The sequence below is a fragment of the Actinomadura roseirufa genome, assembly GCF_900659635.1.
In the GTDB taxonomy this organism is placed as follows: domain Bacteria; phylum Actinomycetota; class Actinomycetes; order Streptosporangiales; family Streptosporangiaceae; genus Spirillospora; species Spirillospora roseirufa.
In genome coordinates this window covers 1-15,314 of sequence record NZ_CAACVB010000190.1, presented here as the reverse complement: position 1 = coordinate 15,314, position 15,314 = coordinate 1, and the positions used below count along the sequence as shown (strand labels likewise).

The window sequence follows — 15,314 nt, the reverse complement described above, 5'->3', positions numbered from 1 at the left end:
CGTCACCGTGCAGACCGCCCCGGCGCCGCAGCCGCCGGACCCGGCCGGGTCCGCGGCGCCGCCGACGTCCTCCGCCTCCGGCTCCCGCACCGGCGCCGCGTCGTCCGAACGCGTGGACCCGCCGCCCGAGCGGCTCGTCCCCGCCCCTCCGTGACCAGGCCGCCCGCGCAGTCGTCCACGACCGCGGGCGTCCATGCCCGCGCCCGGGCGCGTTCCCTCCCCATCCCCCCTCGTGATCGAAACGGAGTCGCATGAACCCCCGACAGCGCCGTGGCGTCATGCTCATGATCCTCGCCGCGCTCGGCGCCGTGGCGGTCTTCGTGTCCGTGCTCGGCTACGTCGGGTCGGTGCGCGCCGAGGTCGGCACGAAAGTGCAGGTGCTCCGGCTGAAGGAGGCCGTCCCGGCGTACGGGCGGCTGGACCCCGGCATGGTCGAGCGGGTCGAGATGCCCCGCAAGTGGACGCCGAACACGATGCTCACCGACCCCGGGGCGGTGGCCGGCAAGGTCGCGCCGGCCCCGCTGGTGGCCGGGTCCTACCTGCAGCAGGGGATGCTGATCGACGCGCCCGTCCTGCAGCCCGGCCAGCGGGAGATCGCCATCATGATCGACGCGGAGACGGGCGTGGCGGGCAAGGTCCGCCCCGGCATGGTCGTCGACATCTACGCGACGTTCCAGCAGCAGTCGCAGCAGAACCAGCGGTCCTGCGCGTCCCGGATCATCCGGCGGGCGCTGGTGATCCAGATCGGCGCGGTCACGCACGAGCGCAGCGGGGCGAACAACCAGGCGCTGAACGCGATGGTGCCGATCACGTTCGCCCTGACCGCCGAGGACAGCGTGCGGCTGACCTACGCCGAGGCGTTCGCCGGGCACGTGCGGCTCGCGCTGATCGGCGGCGACCGCAACGACCCGGTCGCCAAGCTCGGCTCCATCTGCGACATGCCGGGCGCCCGGTGAGCGGCGCCGGCGGGCCCGCGGGCGGCGAGGTCAAGGTCCTGATCGCGACCGCGGAGCGGGACCTCGCGGGCCTGCTGAACGCGCAGTTCCACGAGATGAGCGGGATCGAGGTCGTCGGCGTCGAGGTGAGCACGGGCGACGTCGTCGGCGCCGCGGCGAGCGTCCCGGGCCTGGACGTGGTGCTGCTGCACCAGCGGCTCGGGCCGCTGCCCGCGCTGGACCTGATCCGCGAGCTCGGCGTCCGGCACCCGCACCTGCCGGTGGTCCTCATCGCGGAGGAGGCGACGGCCGAGACGTTCGGCGCGGCGATGGCGGCCGGCGCGCGCGGTGTGATCTCCACGGAGCCGACGCTGTCGGAGCTGCACACGCGGGTGGAGTCCGCGGCGGAGTGGGGGCGGACGATGCGCCGCCACTTCGACTCGTCCTACCAGAACCCGCTGCCCGGCCGCGTCGGGACGCTGCTGGCGGTGGCGGGCGCCAAGGGCGGGACGGGCGCGACGACGATCGCGGTGCACCTGGCGGTGGCGGCGTCCGCGGCGGGCCGCACCGTATGCCTGGTCGACATGGACCTGCAGAAGGGCGACGTCGCCGGATACCTGGACGTCGTCCACCGGCGCAGCATCATCGACCTCGTCGCCGCGGCCGACGACCTCGACGGGACGACGCTCGGCGAGGCGCTGTTCGTGCACCGGCTCGGCCCGCACCTGCTGCCGGCGCCGGCGGAGGGCGAGCGGGCCGAGGACGTCCCGGCGCGGGCGGCGCGGCAGATCCTCGCCGCGCTGCGCACCCGGTACGCGGTGGTGATCGTCGACTGCGGCGCCCACATCTCCGAGCCGAACGCGATGGCGGTGGAGCTGGCGGACCGGGTGATCGTGGCGGCCACCCCCGACCTGCCGGCGCTGCGCGGCGCGAAGCGGCTCGTCCGGCTGTGGGCGCGGCTGCGGATCCGCAAGGAGGAGGACGTCGCGGTCGTGCTGAACCGGCACGACCGGCGCAACGAGATCCAGCCGGACCTCGCCGGCCGGATCGTCGGGACGGGGCTGCTCGGCACGACGGTCCCGGCGGCCTACCGGGCCCTGGAGGACGCCTCGAACACCGGGTCGCCGACCGCGGTGAAGAGCTCGGACTTCCGCAAGGCGATCAGCGGGATCGTCCGGGAGACGGGGCTGCTGGACGAGCGGGGCGAGCCGCAGGGCGAGGCGCCGCCCGCCGACCGGGACCGGGGCGCGGCGGCGGTGGACTTCGCGGCGACCGTGCCGCTGATCGGGCTGCTGCTCCTGCTCTGCTGGCAGGCGCTGCTGACCGGGCTGACCTCGATGTACGCCGGGCACGCGGCGAACGAGGCGGCGCGGGCGGTGGCCGTGGTCGGCTACGACACGCCGCAGGCGCGCAGGGAGGTGCGCCGCCGGGCGGTGGCCCGGGTCGCCGGTCCGTGGGGCGGCGAGGACGTCATGCACGTGCGCGTGGAGAACGGCTTCGCCAAGGTGACGATCGACGTTCCGGCGGTGCTGCCGGGCTGGCGCAGCACGTTCGGGCTGACCACCCGCGCCAAGATCGTCTCGGAGGGCGCGGGGTCCGGTGGCTGAGACCGCGCGCGCCCGGCGGCCGGGGCGTGAGCGTGGGTCGGCCACGCTCGAGTTCGCCGGGCTGCTGCCGATGGTGCTGATCCTCATCCTGTTCTGCTTCGAGGCGCTGATGGCGTCCACGAGCGTCGAGCGGGTGGAGAACGCGGCGCGCACCGGGGCGCGGGAGGCGGCCAAGGCGCACGACCGGGGCGTGTGCGTCCGCAGGGCGAACGCGGCGATGCCGGGCTGGCTGAACGACCGGACGGTGCGCGGCGGCGAGCCGTACACGACGGCCGTGTCCTGCCGCGTCCGCGCGAAGGTGCCGCTGTTGTGGCCGGGCGTCCCCCTCGACTTCACCGTCGACCGCACCGTCACGATGCCGAAGGGGTGAGCGATGGGACTCAAGGACCGCCTGGAGGACGAGCGGCTGGCGACGACGGCGGCGAACCGCACGGACGTGGGGCACTGGCGCCGGCGGCTGCTGGAGGAGGTCAACCTCGACGAGCTGGCGCTGCTCGGCCTGCCGCAGCGGCGCGCCCGGCTGGAGAAGGTGACCGGGCACATCGTGGGCCGGGAGGGTCCGGTGCTGTCGGCGGCCGAGCGCACCGCGCTGATCCGCCGGGTGGTGGACGAGGCGCTGGGGCTCGGCGTGCTGGAGCCGCTGCTGGCCGACGAGTCCATCACCGAGATCATGGTGAACGGCCCGGACCACGTGTTCGTGGAGCGGGAGGGCCGGGTGGAGCGCATCGACACGACGTTCGCCACCGAGGACCAGCTCTACCAGACCATCGACCGGATCGTCGCGCAGGTGAACCGGCGGGTGGACGAGTCGAGCCCGATGGTGGACGCGCGGCTGCCGACGGGCGAGCGGGTCAACGTGATCATCCCGCCGCTGTCGCTGGTGGGGCCGGTGCTGACGATCCGGCGGTTCCCCCGCTCGTACACGGTGGAGGAGCTGGCGGGACGGGGCAGCCTGGACACCGCGACGGGGCTGCTGCTGGCGGCGTTCGTCCGGGCCCGGCTGAACCTGGTCATCTCGGGCGGTACCGGTACCGGCAAGACGACGATGCTGAACGCGCTGTCGGCGTTCATCCCCGAGCACGAGCGGATCGTGACGATCGAGGACTCGGCGGAGCTGCGGCTGCGGCAGGAGCACGTGATCCCGCTGGAGTCGCGGCCGCCGAACATCGAGGGCGAGGGCCGGATCACGATCCGCGACCTGGTCCGCAACGCGCTGCGGATGCGGCCGGACCGGATCGTCGTCGGCGAGGTCCGCGGCGGCGAGACCCTGGACATGCTCCAGGCCATGAACACCGGTCATGAGGGATCGATGGTGACGGTGCACGCGAACTCCCCGGACGACGCCGTCTACCGGCTGCAGACGCTCGCGAGCATGAGCGACGTCAAGCTGCCGTTCGACACGATCCGCGACCAGATCGACAACGCCGTGGACGCGGTGGTGCACCTCGGCCGCGGCCCGGACGGGACGCGCCGGATCGCCGAGATCGCGGTGGTGGGCGAGCGCCGCCGGGAGCGGCTCGCGCTGCGGCCGATCATGCGGTTCGAGGCGGAGCCGCTCGGCCCGGACCGGGTGGTGCGGGGCGCGTTCCGGCACCGCCCGCTGCCGGTCGCGCTGGCCACCCGGCTGTTCCACGCGGGCGAGGGGATCCCGCCGCTGTTCGGCGTGGCGGACGAGGACGCCGGCGGGCGGGGTCCCGCCACCGAGAACGGAGTGGTGGGGTGACGCTGCCGTACATCGCGCTTCTGCTGGCGGTCACGCTGGCGTGCGCCGTCTGGGGCGCCGGGGATCTGGCGGCGGGCTGGGAGCGGCGCCGCGGCATCGCGAACCGGTCGAGGCTGGAGGGCGAGGCCCCGCCGGACGGGCCGCTCGCCGTGTTCGACCGGCGGCTTCGCCGCACCGAGCTCGGCCGGGTCCTGGCGCGCCGGATCACCGCCGCCGGGCTGGCGATGCGCGTCTCGACGTTCCTGCTGCTGATGGTGCTCGGCGGGTGCGCGGCGATCCTGCTCATCGGGCAGCTGCTCGGGCCGCTGTTCGGCGTCGCCGCGGCGGTGGCGGTCGGCGCGGTGTTCTTCGGCTACCTGCGGCGGCGGGAGGACCGCCGCAAGGAGGAGTTCATCGCGCAGCTGCCCGAGCTGGCCCGGGTCCTGTCCAACGCCGCGCAGGCGGGGCTGTCGCTGCGCACCGCGATCGGGCTGGCGGCCGACGAGCTGGACGACCCGGCCCGCACCGAGCTGCGGCGCGCCGCCGACGGGCTGCGGCTCGGCCAGTCGCTGGACGCGGCGCTCGGCGACCTGGCCGAGCGGCTGCCGTCCCGCGAGCTCGGCGTGCTGGTCAGCACGCTGCTGGTGTCCGCGCGTTCCGGCGGCTCGCTCGTCACCGCGCTGCGCAGCATCGCCGAGACGCTGGACGACCGCAAGGAGATCCGCCGCGAGGTCAGGACCATCCTCGGCCAGGCGGTGGTGTCGAACTGGGCGGTCGGCATCCTCGGCATCGCCGGCATCGCCATGATCAACCAGATCCAGCCGGGCGGGCTGCGCGAGATGAGCGCGCATCCGGTCGGCCAGATCATGCTGGCGGTCGGGGCCGCGCTGTTCGTCGCCAGCCTCGTGATCATCCGCCGGATCACCCGGATCGACGTGTGAGGTGACCAGATGCTGATCGCGATGGCCGCGGGCGCGGCGCTCAGCGTGCTGCTGGCGGTGTGGGGCCTGCTGCTGGCCACCGCCGGCGAGCGGGTCGCGGCGTCCGCGCTGGCCGCGCCGCCGAAACCGGCGCGGCGCGCGGAGTTCGTCGGCCTCAACCGCGTCGCCGCGCGGTTCGGGCGCCCGTTCACCCGGGTCACGATGAACGCGCTCGAGCCCTGGCACCGCAAGATCCGCGAGCGGATCGACGCGGCGGGCCGGCCCGGCGGCATGACCGTCGAGGAGTACGCGCGGATCACGGCCGGGTACGCGGTGCTGTTCGGGGCGCTGAGCGTCCTGCTGCTGTCGTCCGGGCAGGTCGCGATGGGGCTGGTCTGCATCGCGGGGATCTTCCAGAACGAGCTCTTCCTGCTGGGCCGGGCCCGGACGCGGCGCGACGAGATGCAGCGCAGCATGCCCGACTTCCTGGACGTGCTCGCCGTGACGGTCTCGGCGGGCATGGGCTTCCGGCACTCGCTGGCGCGCGTCGTGGACAGCATGCCGGGCCCGCTCGCGGACGAGTTCACCATCGCGCTGCGGCAGATGGAGCTGGGCACGCCGCGCCGGGAGGCGTTCGACGACCTGCGCCGCCGGAACCGGTCGGAGATGGTCGGCCAGTTCGTCACCGCGATCCAGCAGGCCGAGGAGCTCGGCGCCCCGCTCGCGACGGCGCTCATCGGCATCGCCACCGACATGCGGCGCGAGTCGGCGCAGTGGGCGCGGCGCAAGGCGCAGCGCACCACGCCGCAGGTCACCGCGGTCACCACGGCCCTGTCCCTGCCCGCCCTCATCATCGTGGTGCTCGGCGCGCTCTACTTCAGCTCGGGAGCTGATCTCGGTGCGATCTTCGGCGGCTGACCGGAACGTCCCCACCGCGCGGCCCGCCGCCGGCGCGGCGGGGGTCCGGCCCCGGATCAACGCGGCGTTCCGGCTGCTCATGCAGGTCCGGTTGCTGATGGCCGGGGTGACGCTGTTCGTGCTGGCGGTGCGCGGCCTGAGCTGGTCGACGTTCGTCATGGTGCTGTGCGTGGCGCTGCTGTCGTGGCTGGTCGCCAGGCACGTGGAGGAGATCGTCCCGCGTCTGCTCGACCATCCGCTGCTGGTGGCGCTCGACCTGTGCGTGTGCTTCGCCGTGCTGGCCGTGTGCGGGCCGTCCGGGCCGTTCTTCCTGTCGACGGTGGCGACGGCGGCGGCCGCCGGGCTGCTGTACCGCTGGCAGGGCATGCTGATCGTGTCCGTCGTGCAGATCGCCGGGTATTTCGTCACGCTGGCGTTCGCCGCGACGCGTGGCGACGCTGGCACGTTCCAAGAGCTGGCCGGGCAGCCCGCCTACTACCCGCTCGTCGGTTTCGCCGGGGTGGCGCTGCGGCGGCTGTTCGAGGACCACGCGGGGCTGGAGGAGGCGCGGCTCGGCGCGGAGGTCGCGGCGGCGGCGGCCGAGGAGCGGGCCCGGCTGGCTCGGGAGATGCACGACTCGCTCGCCAAGACGCTGCGCGGCATGGCGCTGGCCGCGGCGGCGCTGCCCGCGTGGATCGCCGGCGCGCCCGAGCGCGCCGAGCGGGAGGCGGTCCGGCTGGCCGCCTCGATCGAGACGGCGTCCCTGGAGGCGCGCGGGCTGCTCACCGACCTGCGCGACACCACGATCACCGAGGCGCTGCCGACGGCGGTGCGGGCGGCCGCGCGCGGCTGGGCGGAGCGCCTGGACGTCACGGCCCACATCGAGGTCTCCGACGACGCCGACCTGCCGCTGCGGCACCGCTACGAGGTCCTCGCCATCCTTGGCGAGGCGCTCGCGAACGTCGAGCGGCACGCGCGCGCCCGCACGGTGTGGGTCCGGCTCGCCCGGACGGGTGGCGAGGTCGTGCTGACGGTGCGCGACGACGGTCGCGGCTTCGCCACCGTCCCGCTGGAGGCGCTCGCCCGCGACGGCCACTACGGGCTGGTCGGGCTGCACGAGCGGGCCGAGCGCGCGGGCGGCGCGCTGCTGATCAGTTCCGAACCCGGAGCGGGTACCACGCTGGTCGTCCGGGTCGCGGACCCGTCCGCGGGAGCGACCGGCCGGCTGGCGGAGGTGAGCTGAATGGACGAGCCCGAGACCTCGCCGAGGGTGCTGGTCGCCGACGACAACGTGGTCGTGCGGTCGGGGCTGGTGTCCCTGCTGGAGGCGAACGGGATCGAGGTCGTCGCCGAGGCCGGCGACGGCGGCCGGGCGGTGGAGCTCGCCGAGCGCCTGCGTCCCGACGTGGTGCTGCTGGACGTGCGGATGCCCCTGATGGACGGGGTGACCGCCGCGGCGGCCCTCAGCGCGTCGACCCGGGTGCTGATGCTGACCTACACCGACGACCCGGACGTGATCCGGGCTGCGCTGGCCCGGGGCGCCAGCGGCTACCTCGTGCACGGCGCGTTCACCGCGGACGAGCTGGTCACCGCGGTCCGGCAGACCATGCTCGGCGCGCACCCGCTCTCGCCCGCGGCGGTGGCGGCGCTCGTCACGGCCGTTCGCGGCGACGCCGGCGGGCGGGCGGGGGACGGCCGGTCCGCGGACCGGCACGCGCATCCGCGTGCGGACCTGACCCATGACCCGCACGAGGATCTGCGCACGGACCCGAGGGACGAGCGCCGCCGCCACGAGCCGCCCGCGCGTCCGGTCGCGCCGGTGCGCCGCGACCGCTTCGGGCTGTCGGCACGCGAGTCCGAGGTGATGCGGCTCATCGTGCAGGGCGTCTCGAACGGGGAGATCGCCGGACGGCTGTTCCTGGCGGAGAAGACCGTCAAGAACCACGTCAACCGCATCTACGCCAAGCTCGGCGTCACCTCCCGCGCGGCGGCGATCGCGCGCTGGCTGGGCACGTCGGAGGACCCCCGCTGACCGGTGGGCCGGGCCCGATGGCCCGGCCCCGCCCGGGGCCCGGCCGGGGCCCCGGGACTGGGTCCGGCGGCCCCATCGAACCGGGCCGGTAATTGAGACGGTGGGCCCTGGGAGGAATGCGCTCCCTTTTCTATTTTTATGTCGTACGGCGACGGCGGCCGAATCCCGGACACGGGAGGAGGCCGGACAAGGGAGAGATGATGAAGGCAATGTGTTCGCCCTGTGCGGGCGCATTCGGCCCGGTGCACGGGAAAGGCCGGTCGATAGTGATCGAAACGGCTTTCCCGGAGTCGCCGGATGCCGGTCCTGGTGACACTTTCATCGCCTCTTTCCGGGAACCCGGCGCGACCGAAGAGCACACCACGACGAGCACTGCGGGGGCCGTCCCGGCACAGGCCGGCGGCACCGGCGGGAAGCCTGATTCCCGCGATTTCGGATGGACCGGCCCTCGCCTGCGGCAAACGGGCGATACGGCATTCAGACCGGCGGCGAGCGCCGCCAGGAGGACATGATGAACATGCTGTTCCCGCTCATCGTGCGCACGCAACTGTCCCTGCAGACGGGCCGCGACGCGACCGTCCGGTTCATCGAGGACCGGGTCGAGCGGCTGCGGGACCCCGACGAGCGCGGCGCCGACATCTTCGAGTGGGCCGGGATGCTGATCCTGGTGGCGGCCATCATCGCCGCGCTCTACGGCCTCGGCATCGTGAACACGGTCTCGAGCAAGGTCAAGGAAGCAGTTGACAAGATCTTCAACGGGAACCCGAGCGGTGGCGGTACCCCTAACACCGGTACCCCCAACGGCGCGCACTGACGTGGGACCGGGTGCGGAGCGCGAGGATCGCCCCCGTCCTCGCGCTCCGCACCGCGCCCGGAGCCCCCGTCCCCAGGTCGGGGCCCTCCGGGCGCGGTCCCTCCCGGCGGCGCCCGCATGAGCGCGGGCGTTCTCGGGTCGGCCGCGATCGACGGGGCCACGGCGCTCACGGCGGCCGTCGCGGGCTGTGCCGGAGCGGCGGCCGGCCTGCTGACGGCGCCCGTGGTGGCCGCCTACCACCGGCCGCCGGGTCCGCGCGGCCGGGCCGCGATCGCGGGGCTGACGGCCGCCGTGCTCGCCGTCCTGGCCCTGCGGTTCGGGCCCGGGGCGGAACTGGTGGCGTTCGCCTACCTGGGCGTGGCGGGCGTGCTGCTGGCCGTCGTCGACGCGGTCGTGAAAAGGCTTCCCGACCGTCTCACCCTGCCGTCCTACCCGATCGGGTTCGCCCTTCTGGCGCTGGCCGTGCCGTTCACCGGCGACGGTCCCGCGCGCCTCGTGCACGCCCTGATCGGAATGGCGGTGCTGTGGCTTTTCTATTTCATTCAGCATTTCCTCATGCCCAAGGCCATGGGCCGGGGCGACGTGAAACTGTCCGGCGTCCTCGGTCTCTATCTGGGCTGGCTCGGTGAGGCCGCGTGGGTGACCGGAGTCGTGGCGGGCTTCCTTTTCGGCGGCGTCTACAGCGTCATCTGGATGCTGCTGGGCAAGGCCGGGCGCAAGGACGAGATGCCCTACGGCCCGTTCATGCTCGCGGGGACGCTCGCCGGCGTGCTCGTCGGCGGGTGGTTCGCCCGATGATTGGGTCCCAGGGCCCTGTGCGCACCCGCGACCGCCCCCCTAAATTTCCCGTGGAGCGGCTTTCCACATCGGATGGGGCGTCAAATGCTGGAACGGCTCAGGGCCCGTCCCGGACAGGGTGACGAGGGCGTCGCCGCCGGCGTCCTCATCCTCGGCATGGCGCTCGTCCTGGTCGCCGGGGTGATGGTGTTCACCAGGATCGCCCAGGCCGGGGACATGCGCACCCGGGCCCAGCGCGGGGCCGACGCGGCCGCGCTCGGCGCGCTCCAGCCGCTGCAGCTCAGGCTCGTGGGGATGGCGCTCACCGGGACGCCCCCGGCGGGCTCCGGTGCCTGGATCGTCGACGACGACGCCCCGCAGAACGGCGCCGAGGACTACGCCCGCCGCAACGATGCCCGCCTCGTCGGGAAGGTGCATCTGAGCGGGCTGGAGGGCACCTACGCGAAGGTGGGCGCGGCCACGTCCGACTGCCAGCTCAAGAGGGACGACGAGCTCTCCGAGCAGGAGAAGGACGACCTGCGCCACCGCCGCAACCTGTGCACCGACCGGATGGGCCGCACCGGGATCGGCCGGTCCGGCACCGCCACCGCGGTCGCCAGGCTCTACGTGCCCGACTGCCGGTACGTGACCTCGCCCCTCCCGCCGGGCCAGAACCCGCCCGAGCAGCAGCCCAACCGGCCCTCGCGGCTCGTCTGCGACGGAGTCACCGCGTGGCCGCGCGGCAACGCGGTCGCGCTGCGGAAGAAGTTCACGCTCCGCCTCGTCGACCAGGAGAGCGCGACCGCCTACAACGGCTTCCCCTACGACGCCCCGGGCGGGCCCGCCGGCCCGCTGCCGGACCCGGGTCCGCTGCCCCCGGGGACCCCCGAGACGGTGCGCCGCGCCATCGCGTTCGCCCGCGCGCAGATCGGCACCTGGTACCAGTGGGGCGGGACGTGCACGTCGCCGAGCCGCGTCACGGCCACGATGGGGAACTGCGACTGCTCCTCGCTGACCCAGATGGCCTACCGCGCCGGTGGCATCTCCATTCCCCGCACCACCTACGAGCAGTGGCCGTTCGGACGACACATCTCTCCCGGCCAGGAAAAGGCCGGCGACCTCGTCTTCTTCCGGCCCGGACCGAGCGGGCCCGAGCATGTCGGGCTCGTCATCGACCCGGCCACGCATCAGATGATCGAGGCCCCGCACACCGGTGCGACCGTGACCATCTCCAGCTATTCACGGGATTCTTTCATGGGGTTCGTTCGTCCGTACTCCGACTGACGGGCGCCTTTCAGCTGGGCCTCCATTTGGGCCTCGAATTAGGCCCACCGGCTCAATCGCCGAGGAAAGGGCCGTGCGAATCTTCGGAGCGTGCCCCCCGTGACCAGTACCCCGGAAGACTCGCCACCGATCTCCCCGGCGTGCGGGCGCCCGCGCCACGACCGCGGCGCCTCGGTTCCCGAGTACGTGGCGATCCTCGCGCTGATCGCCGCGGTCTGCGCGTCGATATTCGTCCTCGCCCTCCCGGACCAGACGAGCTTCGCGATCTGCAACACGCTGCAGAAGATCAACATGATGAGCGGCTGCGCCCGCGGAAAGGGGCCGGGCGGTACCACCGCCCAGGACCCTGACGAGCCGCGCACGGCCTGCACCAAGGCAGTGGACTCCAAGTATCTCGAGGAGACCTTCACGATCCCCACCCCGTGGAAGGGGAAGTCCCGGACCAACAGCCGCGGCACGGTCCAGCTCGTCCAGAAGATCGGCGCGGACGGCAAGGTCTCCTGGGAGGTCAACGACTTCACCTGGGGGGAGGCCGGGGTCCATTTCGACTTCGAATCGGGGAAGTGGTTGAAGTTCGGAATCTGGGGAGGCGGGGAGTTCACCAATGGCAACGTCTACTCGTTCAAAGACGAGGCGGAGGCCCGCAAGTTCTTCGACGACCTGGTGAAGCACCGCATCGGCAACACCGCCAAGTTCGTCGTCCGCACCAATCCCGTCACCGGTGGTTTCTCCTGGCTGGTCGGGAAAATTCCCTGGGTCGGCGATAAGTACGAGGACTGGATGGGTGCCAGCGAACCCGACAAAGAACCCTCGGCCGACTACCACGAGGGCGGCCCTACCGCCGGGGCGAAGCTCGACCTCACTTTTGGGAAATTCAAGGACACGACCAAGACACGTGGCTTCATCATCGACGGGACCCGTACCGACCACAAGACCGGAGAGAGGACCACGTATTACTCTCTCAAGGGCGAAGGCGAGAATAGCCTGGTCGTCGACCTCGGCGACGTGTGGAAGGTGTTGCCCAAAGGGACGAGGGACCGGGTGGCGGCAGGCGCGGCGGACGCCCTGGAACTGTTCATGACGAAGGCCGACGAGCTGCTGGGGGGACAGGGGGTCGTCCTGCTTCCGGAGGACCGCGCGCAGCTCAAGGCCCAGATCAAGGTCAGCCCGAGCTTCGGAATCAACGTCAAGGTGCGGACCGCCACCAGTTGGTCCACCACCGAGGACAAGGACGGCAAACCGCTCCGGATGACCAAGTCGACGACGACCCAGTACGTTCTCTACACGCGTCTCGAGGGCAAGGCCGAGGTGAAGGGTGAGGGGAAGGTGGGGGGCGGCAAGGCCAAGCCCGGCAAGATCGAGCCGGTGGGCGGAAAGCAGTGGATCTTGGCCTCCCGGCGTATCACCACCGACAAGACGCTCGATCTCACCGACCCCACCGACGCGCAGGCACTGGAGAAGGCCACAAACCACAGCGACATCCCCGGCGTCGACTACTTCACCCGCTTCTTCGAGGACCTCGACAAGTACTTCGACGCGGGCGGCGGGCGGCAGTCGCGGCTCGTCTACGACGTCACGGGCGACACCGGCAAGGCGGACGCCAAGGGCGAAGCCAAGGGCAAGCGCAAGTGGGGTGGCTTCTTCGAGAGCTCGCGCGAGCACGAGCAGAGCACGCTCACCAAGGCTGAGTTCTACAAACCAGGACAGGGCTGGGTGGAATGGAAACGTTGTCTTGGCTGACGATGCGGGGCCCCGCCGTCCTCCTGGCGGCCCTCCTGGCCGCGGGGTGCTCCGCGGAAGAGAAGAAGGCACCGCCCGTCCCGCCGGGCTCGCGTGAGTATCGCGCGGACGTCTACGCCTTCGCCTACCCCGCGTCCTGGAGTCCGCGCGACGACAAGGAGGCGAGCGGCGCGCCCGCCCTGAAGGTCGACGGGCCCGAACTGCCGTCCGGGCTCCCCGACGGCCAGATCGAGGTCGGTCGCCGCGACCGTACCGCGACGGACCTCGGTGACCAGCTCGCCCAGTTCCGGGGGCTGGCCCTCCTGAACGGGTACCGCGTCACCGGTGTCCGCACGGTGCGCCTCGACGGCGCCGCCGACGCGCGGCGCGTCGAGGCGACTTACACCATTACCGGGAAGGGCGGCGCCAAGATTCCCATGCGGCTCGTCGGGCTGTACGCGCTGACCAAGCGCAGGACGCTCCTAGCGTTCATGGTGCACTCCCCGGCGCAGGGGACCGCCGCGGCGAAGGTCCCCGGAATCATCGCCTCGTTCCATCTGACGGGGAAACGATGACCCGGATCGTCCTGGCTCTCCTGGCTCTCCTCGCGGTCATGGCGGGACTGGGCACCCTCTGGCTCTTGGACCGGGTGCCCGCGTCGGTCGCGATGGCCGTGGCGGGGCCGGGCCTGATCCTCCTGGCTCCGGCCACGGTCGTGCGCCGCGTCGTCTTCCTCCGCCGCGCCACCGAAGCGGCCACCGGCACCGTCGTGTCGTGCGAGGGCGACGGCATCGAGCCGTCCGGCTGGGAGTTCACCCTCACCGTCCGCTTCACCGCGCGGGACGGACGCGAGCATGTGATCACCGAGTCGGGGCGCCCGCACCGCGATCCCGGTGCGCTGCTGGACGTCCGCTACGACCCCCGCGCGCCCGAGGACGCCCGCCTGGACTTCGGCGCGGCCCCCGTCTGGGGCACCGCCGCCGGGATGCTGCTCATCGGCTCCACCGTCACCTGGTTCCTCGTCCGCTGAAGGAGAACGATGACCGACCGCACCAGCGCCGCCGCACCGGTGCTGCTCACCACCGTGCTGCTCACCGCCGGCCTGTCCCTCGCCGTCCTGGTCACCGCGGTCCTCGTCGTCGGCGTCCTCGCCTTCGCAGCCCCCGATTTCGCGTCCTCCAAGGGCTTCTACTGGACGTCCGCCGCGGTCGCCGTTCTCATCCAGATCCCCACGGGCCTGTTCGCCGCCCGCGTCGGCGCGCCCCGCCTGCGCCGCGTGGGAGTCTCCAGCGGCCGTTCACTGCTGATCCTCTGCGCCCTGGGCCCGGCGGTCCTCGCTCTCCTGGCCAACGCGCGCCCCATCGAGGACGTCCCCCCGGTCGTCCACACCCTTCTCCCCGTGTGCGCGGTCATCCTGGGCGCCATGGTCGGCCTCCGTACTCTTCCCGGTGCGAGCTCCCCCCGCCGCAAGCGCGCCAACGCGTCCCTGTACTAGAGGAGCGCTGTACTGAAGAAGCGCTGTACTGAAGGTTCGCCGGGTGGCCGCGTGCCGGTCACGTGGGCGCGGCCGCCGGGACGCGCGTCTGGTCAGAGGCCAGCGGATCAAGGCCCTGGCCAGGCATTTCTGGGAGCCTAGGCCCCCCTTGTTAGGCCCGCGGGCCCATGTGCCCGCGGCGCCCGTCCCGTTAAATGGCGCCTACCATGCAGACTCCTTCCGACGACGGCGTCAACCTCCCGCCGCTCCCGCTGGACCTGCCCGGCCTCCCGCCGGAGCCCCCGGAAGCGCCCCGAGAGGCCGAGCCCCAGGCCGCGCGGCCTCCCGCACCTCCGCACCCGGGCGCCTCCACGCCGGGCCCCTCCACGCCGGGCCCGGCCCACGGGTCGATCCCTCCCCGAACTCCTTCCCAGCCCGCTCCCCAGTACCTCTGGGACGCGCGCGTCCAACCCCCCGCGCCTCCCAAGCCCCGGGCCTACGCGCCTCCGCCATCGGTGCCGGCGCGGCCGGCCGGCCCTCCGGCCCCGCCCGCGCAGGAGGAGGTGACCGGCTCGCTTGGGCAACAGGTATGGCCGGTGGGGCCCGCCCCTCGTCCGGCGGGTCCGGCGGCTCCGGCGGAGCATCGCGCGGGCGAACCGGCCCCGGGCGTTCCCGAGGCGCCCCCGGCGGCCGGGCAGCCCCCCGTCTCCCGTTCCACCCCCGGTGGCGGGATGCCCCTGGCGGCTCCGCCCGCATCGTCCGCCACGGACACGGGCCCTCAAGCCGTCGCCAGGACGGAGCCGCCCCGGGTGCCCCCGGCTCAGGCACCTCCCGCTCCGGGAGGAGCGCCCGCCGGTCGCGCCGCGGCGCCTTGGACGACCCCCGCCCAAGGCACTCCGGCGCCGCCCGGTGCGGCTCACCCCCAGGGGACGGCCCCCGTTCCTCCCGCACGGCGGGATACGGCTCCCCTGCCACGGGTCGAGACGCCCCCCGTCCGCGACGGGGGAGGTCCCGCGAGCAGCTGGCTGTCCGACGGCCCGGGCGGCGGGACGACCACGGGTCCGCAGCCGCGGGTCGACCCCGCGGCGCGTCCACCGGCGGCCTCGCCGAGCGCGGGACCCGCGCCGGTGGTCAGGCCGCCCGTCGTGCCGCC

The 15,314-nt window shown here is 73.2% G+C and carries 16 protein-coding genes; 15 read left to right on the top strand and 1 reads right to left on the bottom strand.

Annotation, left to right across the window (positions count from 1 at the left end; translation table 11 throughout):
- The first annotated feature begins 251 nt into the window (after positions 1-251).
- The 15 genes from cpaB to E1291_RS29925 all read left to right on the top strand — a co-directional run bounded on the left by cpaB (position 252) and on the right by E1291_RS29925 (position 14,182).
- A complete protein-coding gene (gene cpaB / locus E1291_RS29995) occupies positions 252-956 on the top strand; it encodes a Flp pilus assembly protein CpaB (protein ID WP_131741441.1) in 705 nt (234 codons plus the stop codon).
- Entirely contained in the window at positions 953-2,542 is a 1,590-nt protein-coding gene (locus E1291_RS29990) for a CpaE/TadZ family protein (protein WP_242614459.1), read from the top strand. The genes cpaB and E1291_RS29990 overlap by 4 nt, the downstream gene beginning before the upstream one ends.
- Positions 2,535-2,912, top strand: a complete 378-nt coding sequence (locus E1291_RS29985) for a TadE/TadG family type IV pilus assembly protein (protein ID WP_131741440.1) — start codon at positions 2,535-2,537, stop codon at positions 2,910-2,912. Before E1291_RS29990 ends, E1291_RS29985 begins: the two co-directional genes overlap by 8 nt.
- A 3-nt stretch (positions 2,913-2,915) precedes the next feature.
- Complete coding sequence (locus tag E1291_RS29980; RefSeq protein ID WP_131741439.1) at positions 2,916-4,265, top strand: TadA family conjugal transfer-associated ATPase; 1,350 nt, start codon at positions 2,916-2,918, stop codon at positions 4,263-4,265.
- A complete protein-coding gene (locus tag E1291_RS29975) occupies positions 4,262-5,185 on the top strand; it encodes a type II secretion system F family protein (RefSeq protein ID WP_242614458.1) in 924 nt (307 codons plus the stop codon). Before E1291_RS29980 ends, E1291_RS29975 begins: the two co-directional genes overlap by 4 nt.
- Before the next feature lie 9 nt (positions 5,186-5,194).
- Positions 5,195-6,082, top strand: coding sequence for a type II secretion system F family protein (locus tag E1291_RS29970; protein ID WP_131741438.1), 888 nt, complete (start codon positions 5,195-5,197; stop codon positions 6,080-6,082).
- The gene (locus E1291_RS29965; RefSeq protein ID WP_131741437.1) at positions 6,063-7,304 is read left to right on the top strand and encodes a sensor histidine kinase; all 1,242 of its coding nucleotides are present in this window, start codon (positions 6,063-6,065) and stop codon (positions 7,302-7,304) included. The genes E1291_RS29970 and E1291_RS29965 overlap by 20 nt, the downstream gene beginning before the upstream one ends.
- Positions 7,305-8,093, top strand: a complete 789-nt coding sequence (locus tag E1291_RS29960) for a response regulator (RefSeq protein ID WP_131741436.1) — start codon at positions 7,305-7,307, stop codon at positions 8,091-8,093. It begins immediately after the preceding gene.
- A gap of 511 nt (positions 8,094-8,604) precedes the next feature.
- The gene (locus E1291_RS29955; RefSeq protein ID WP_131741435.1) at positions 8,605-8,907 is read left to right on the top strand and encodes a Flp family type IVb pilin; all 303 of its coding nucleotides are present in this window, start codon (positions 8,605-8,607) and stop codon (positions 8,905-8,907) included.
- Positions 8,908-9,024: 117 nt separating this feature from the next.
- A complete protein-coding gene (locus tag E1291_RS29950; protein WP_131741434.1) occupies positions 9,025-9,705 on the top strand; it encodes a prepilin peptidase in 681 nt (226 codons plus the stop codon).
- Between the two features lie 84 nt (positions 9,706-9,789).
- Positions 9,790-10,968 carry a C40 family peptidase gene (locus tag E1291_RS29945; RefSeq protein WP_165495344.1) on the top strand — a complete coding sequence of 393 codons (1,179 nt, stop codon included), beginning with the start codon at positions 9,790-9,792 and terminating at the stop codon, positions 10,966-10,968.
- A 99-nt stretch (positions 10,969-11,067) separates the two neighbouring features.
- A complete protein-coding gene (locus tag E1291_RS29940; protein ID WP_131741432.1) occupies positions 11,068-12,708 on the top strand; it encodes a hypothetical protein in 1,641 nt (546 codons plus the stop codon).
- Positions 12,687-13,262, top strand: a complete 576-nt coding sequence (locus tag E1291_RS29935) for a hypothetical protein (protein ID WP_131741431.1) — start codon at positions 12,687-12,689, stop codon at positions 13,260-13,262. The genes E1291_RS29940 and E1291_RS29935 overlap by 22 nt, the downstream gene beginning before the upstream one ends.
- Positions 13,259-13,717, top strand: a complete 459-nt coding sequence (locus E1291_RS29930) for a DUF3592 domain-containing protein (RefSeq protein WP_131741430.1) — start codon at positions 13,259-13,261, stop codon at positions 13,715-13,717. Before E1291_RS29935 ends, E1291_RS29930 begins: the two co-directional genes overlap by 4 nt.
- Positions 13,718-13,726: 9 nt before the next feature.
- A complete protein-coding gene (locus tag E1291_RS29925) occupies positions 13,727-14,182 on the top strand; it encodes a hypothetical protein (protein ID WP_131741429.1) in 456 nt (151 codons plus the stop codon).
- Positions 14,183-15,077: 895 nt separating this feature from the next.
- On the opposite strand, the gene E1291_RS43410 is transcribed toward E1291_RS29925, so the two are convergent.
- The coding region (locus tag E1291_RS43410; RefSeq protein ID WP_207401013.1) for a hypothetical protein at positions 15,078-15,314 on the bottom strand (237 nt) is incomplete at its 5' end.

Excerpts from the sequence above, each read along its gene's own strand:
- E1291_RS29950 (WP_131741434.1), top strand. The coding sequence starts at position 9,025 with ATGAGCGCGGGCGTTCTCGGGTCGGCCGCGATCGACGGGGCCACGGCG.
- E1291_RS29980 (WP_131741439.1), top strand. The coding sequence starts at position 2,916 with ATGGGACTCAAGGACCGCCTGGAGGACGAGCGGCTGGCGACGACGGCG.
- E1291_RS29960 (WP_131741436.1), top strand. The coding sequence starts at position 7,305 with ATGGACGAGCCCGAGACCTCGCCGAGGGTGCTGGTCGCCGACGACAAC.
- E1291_RS29970 (WP_131741438.1), top strand. The coding sequence starts at position 5,195 with ATGCTGATCGCGATGGCCGCGGGCGCGGCGCTCAGCGTGCTGCTGGCG.
- E1291_RS29925 (WP_131741429.1), top strand. The coding sequence starts at position 13,727 with ATGACCGACCGCACCAGCGCCGCCGCACCGGTGCTGCTCACCACCGTG.
- E1291_RS29955 (WP_131741435.1), top strand. The coding sequence starts at position 8,605 with ATGAACATGCTGTTCCCGCTCATCGTGCGCACGCAACTGTCCCTGCAG.
- E1291_RS29935 (WP_131741431.1), top strand. The coding sequence starts at position 12,687 with ATGGAAACGTTGTCTTGGCTGACGATGCGGGGCCCCGCCGTCCTCCTG.
- E1291_RS29930 (WP_131741430.1), top strand. The coding sequence starts at position 13,259 with ATGACCCGGATCGTCCTGGCTCTCCTGGCTCTCCTCGCGGTCATGGCG.
- cpaB (WP_131741441.1), top strand. The coding sequence starts at position 252 with ATGAACCCCCGACAGCGCCGTGGCGTCATGCTCATGATCCTCGCCGCG.
- E1291_RS29945 (WP_165495344.1), top strand. The coding sequence starts at position 9,790 with ATGCTGGAACGGCTCAGGGCCCGTCCCGGACAGGGTGACGAGGGCGTC.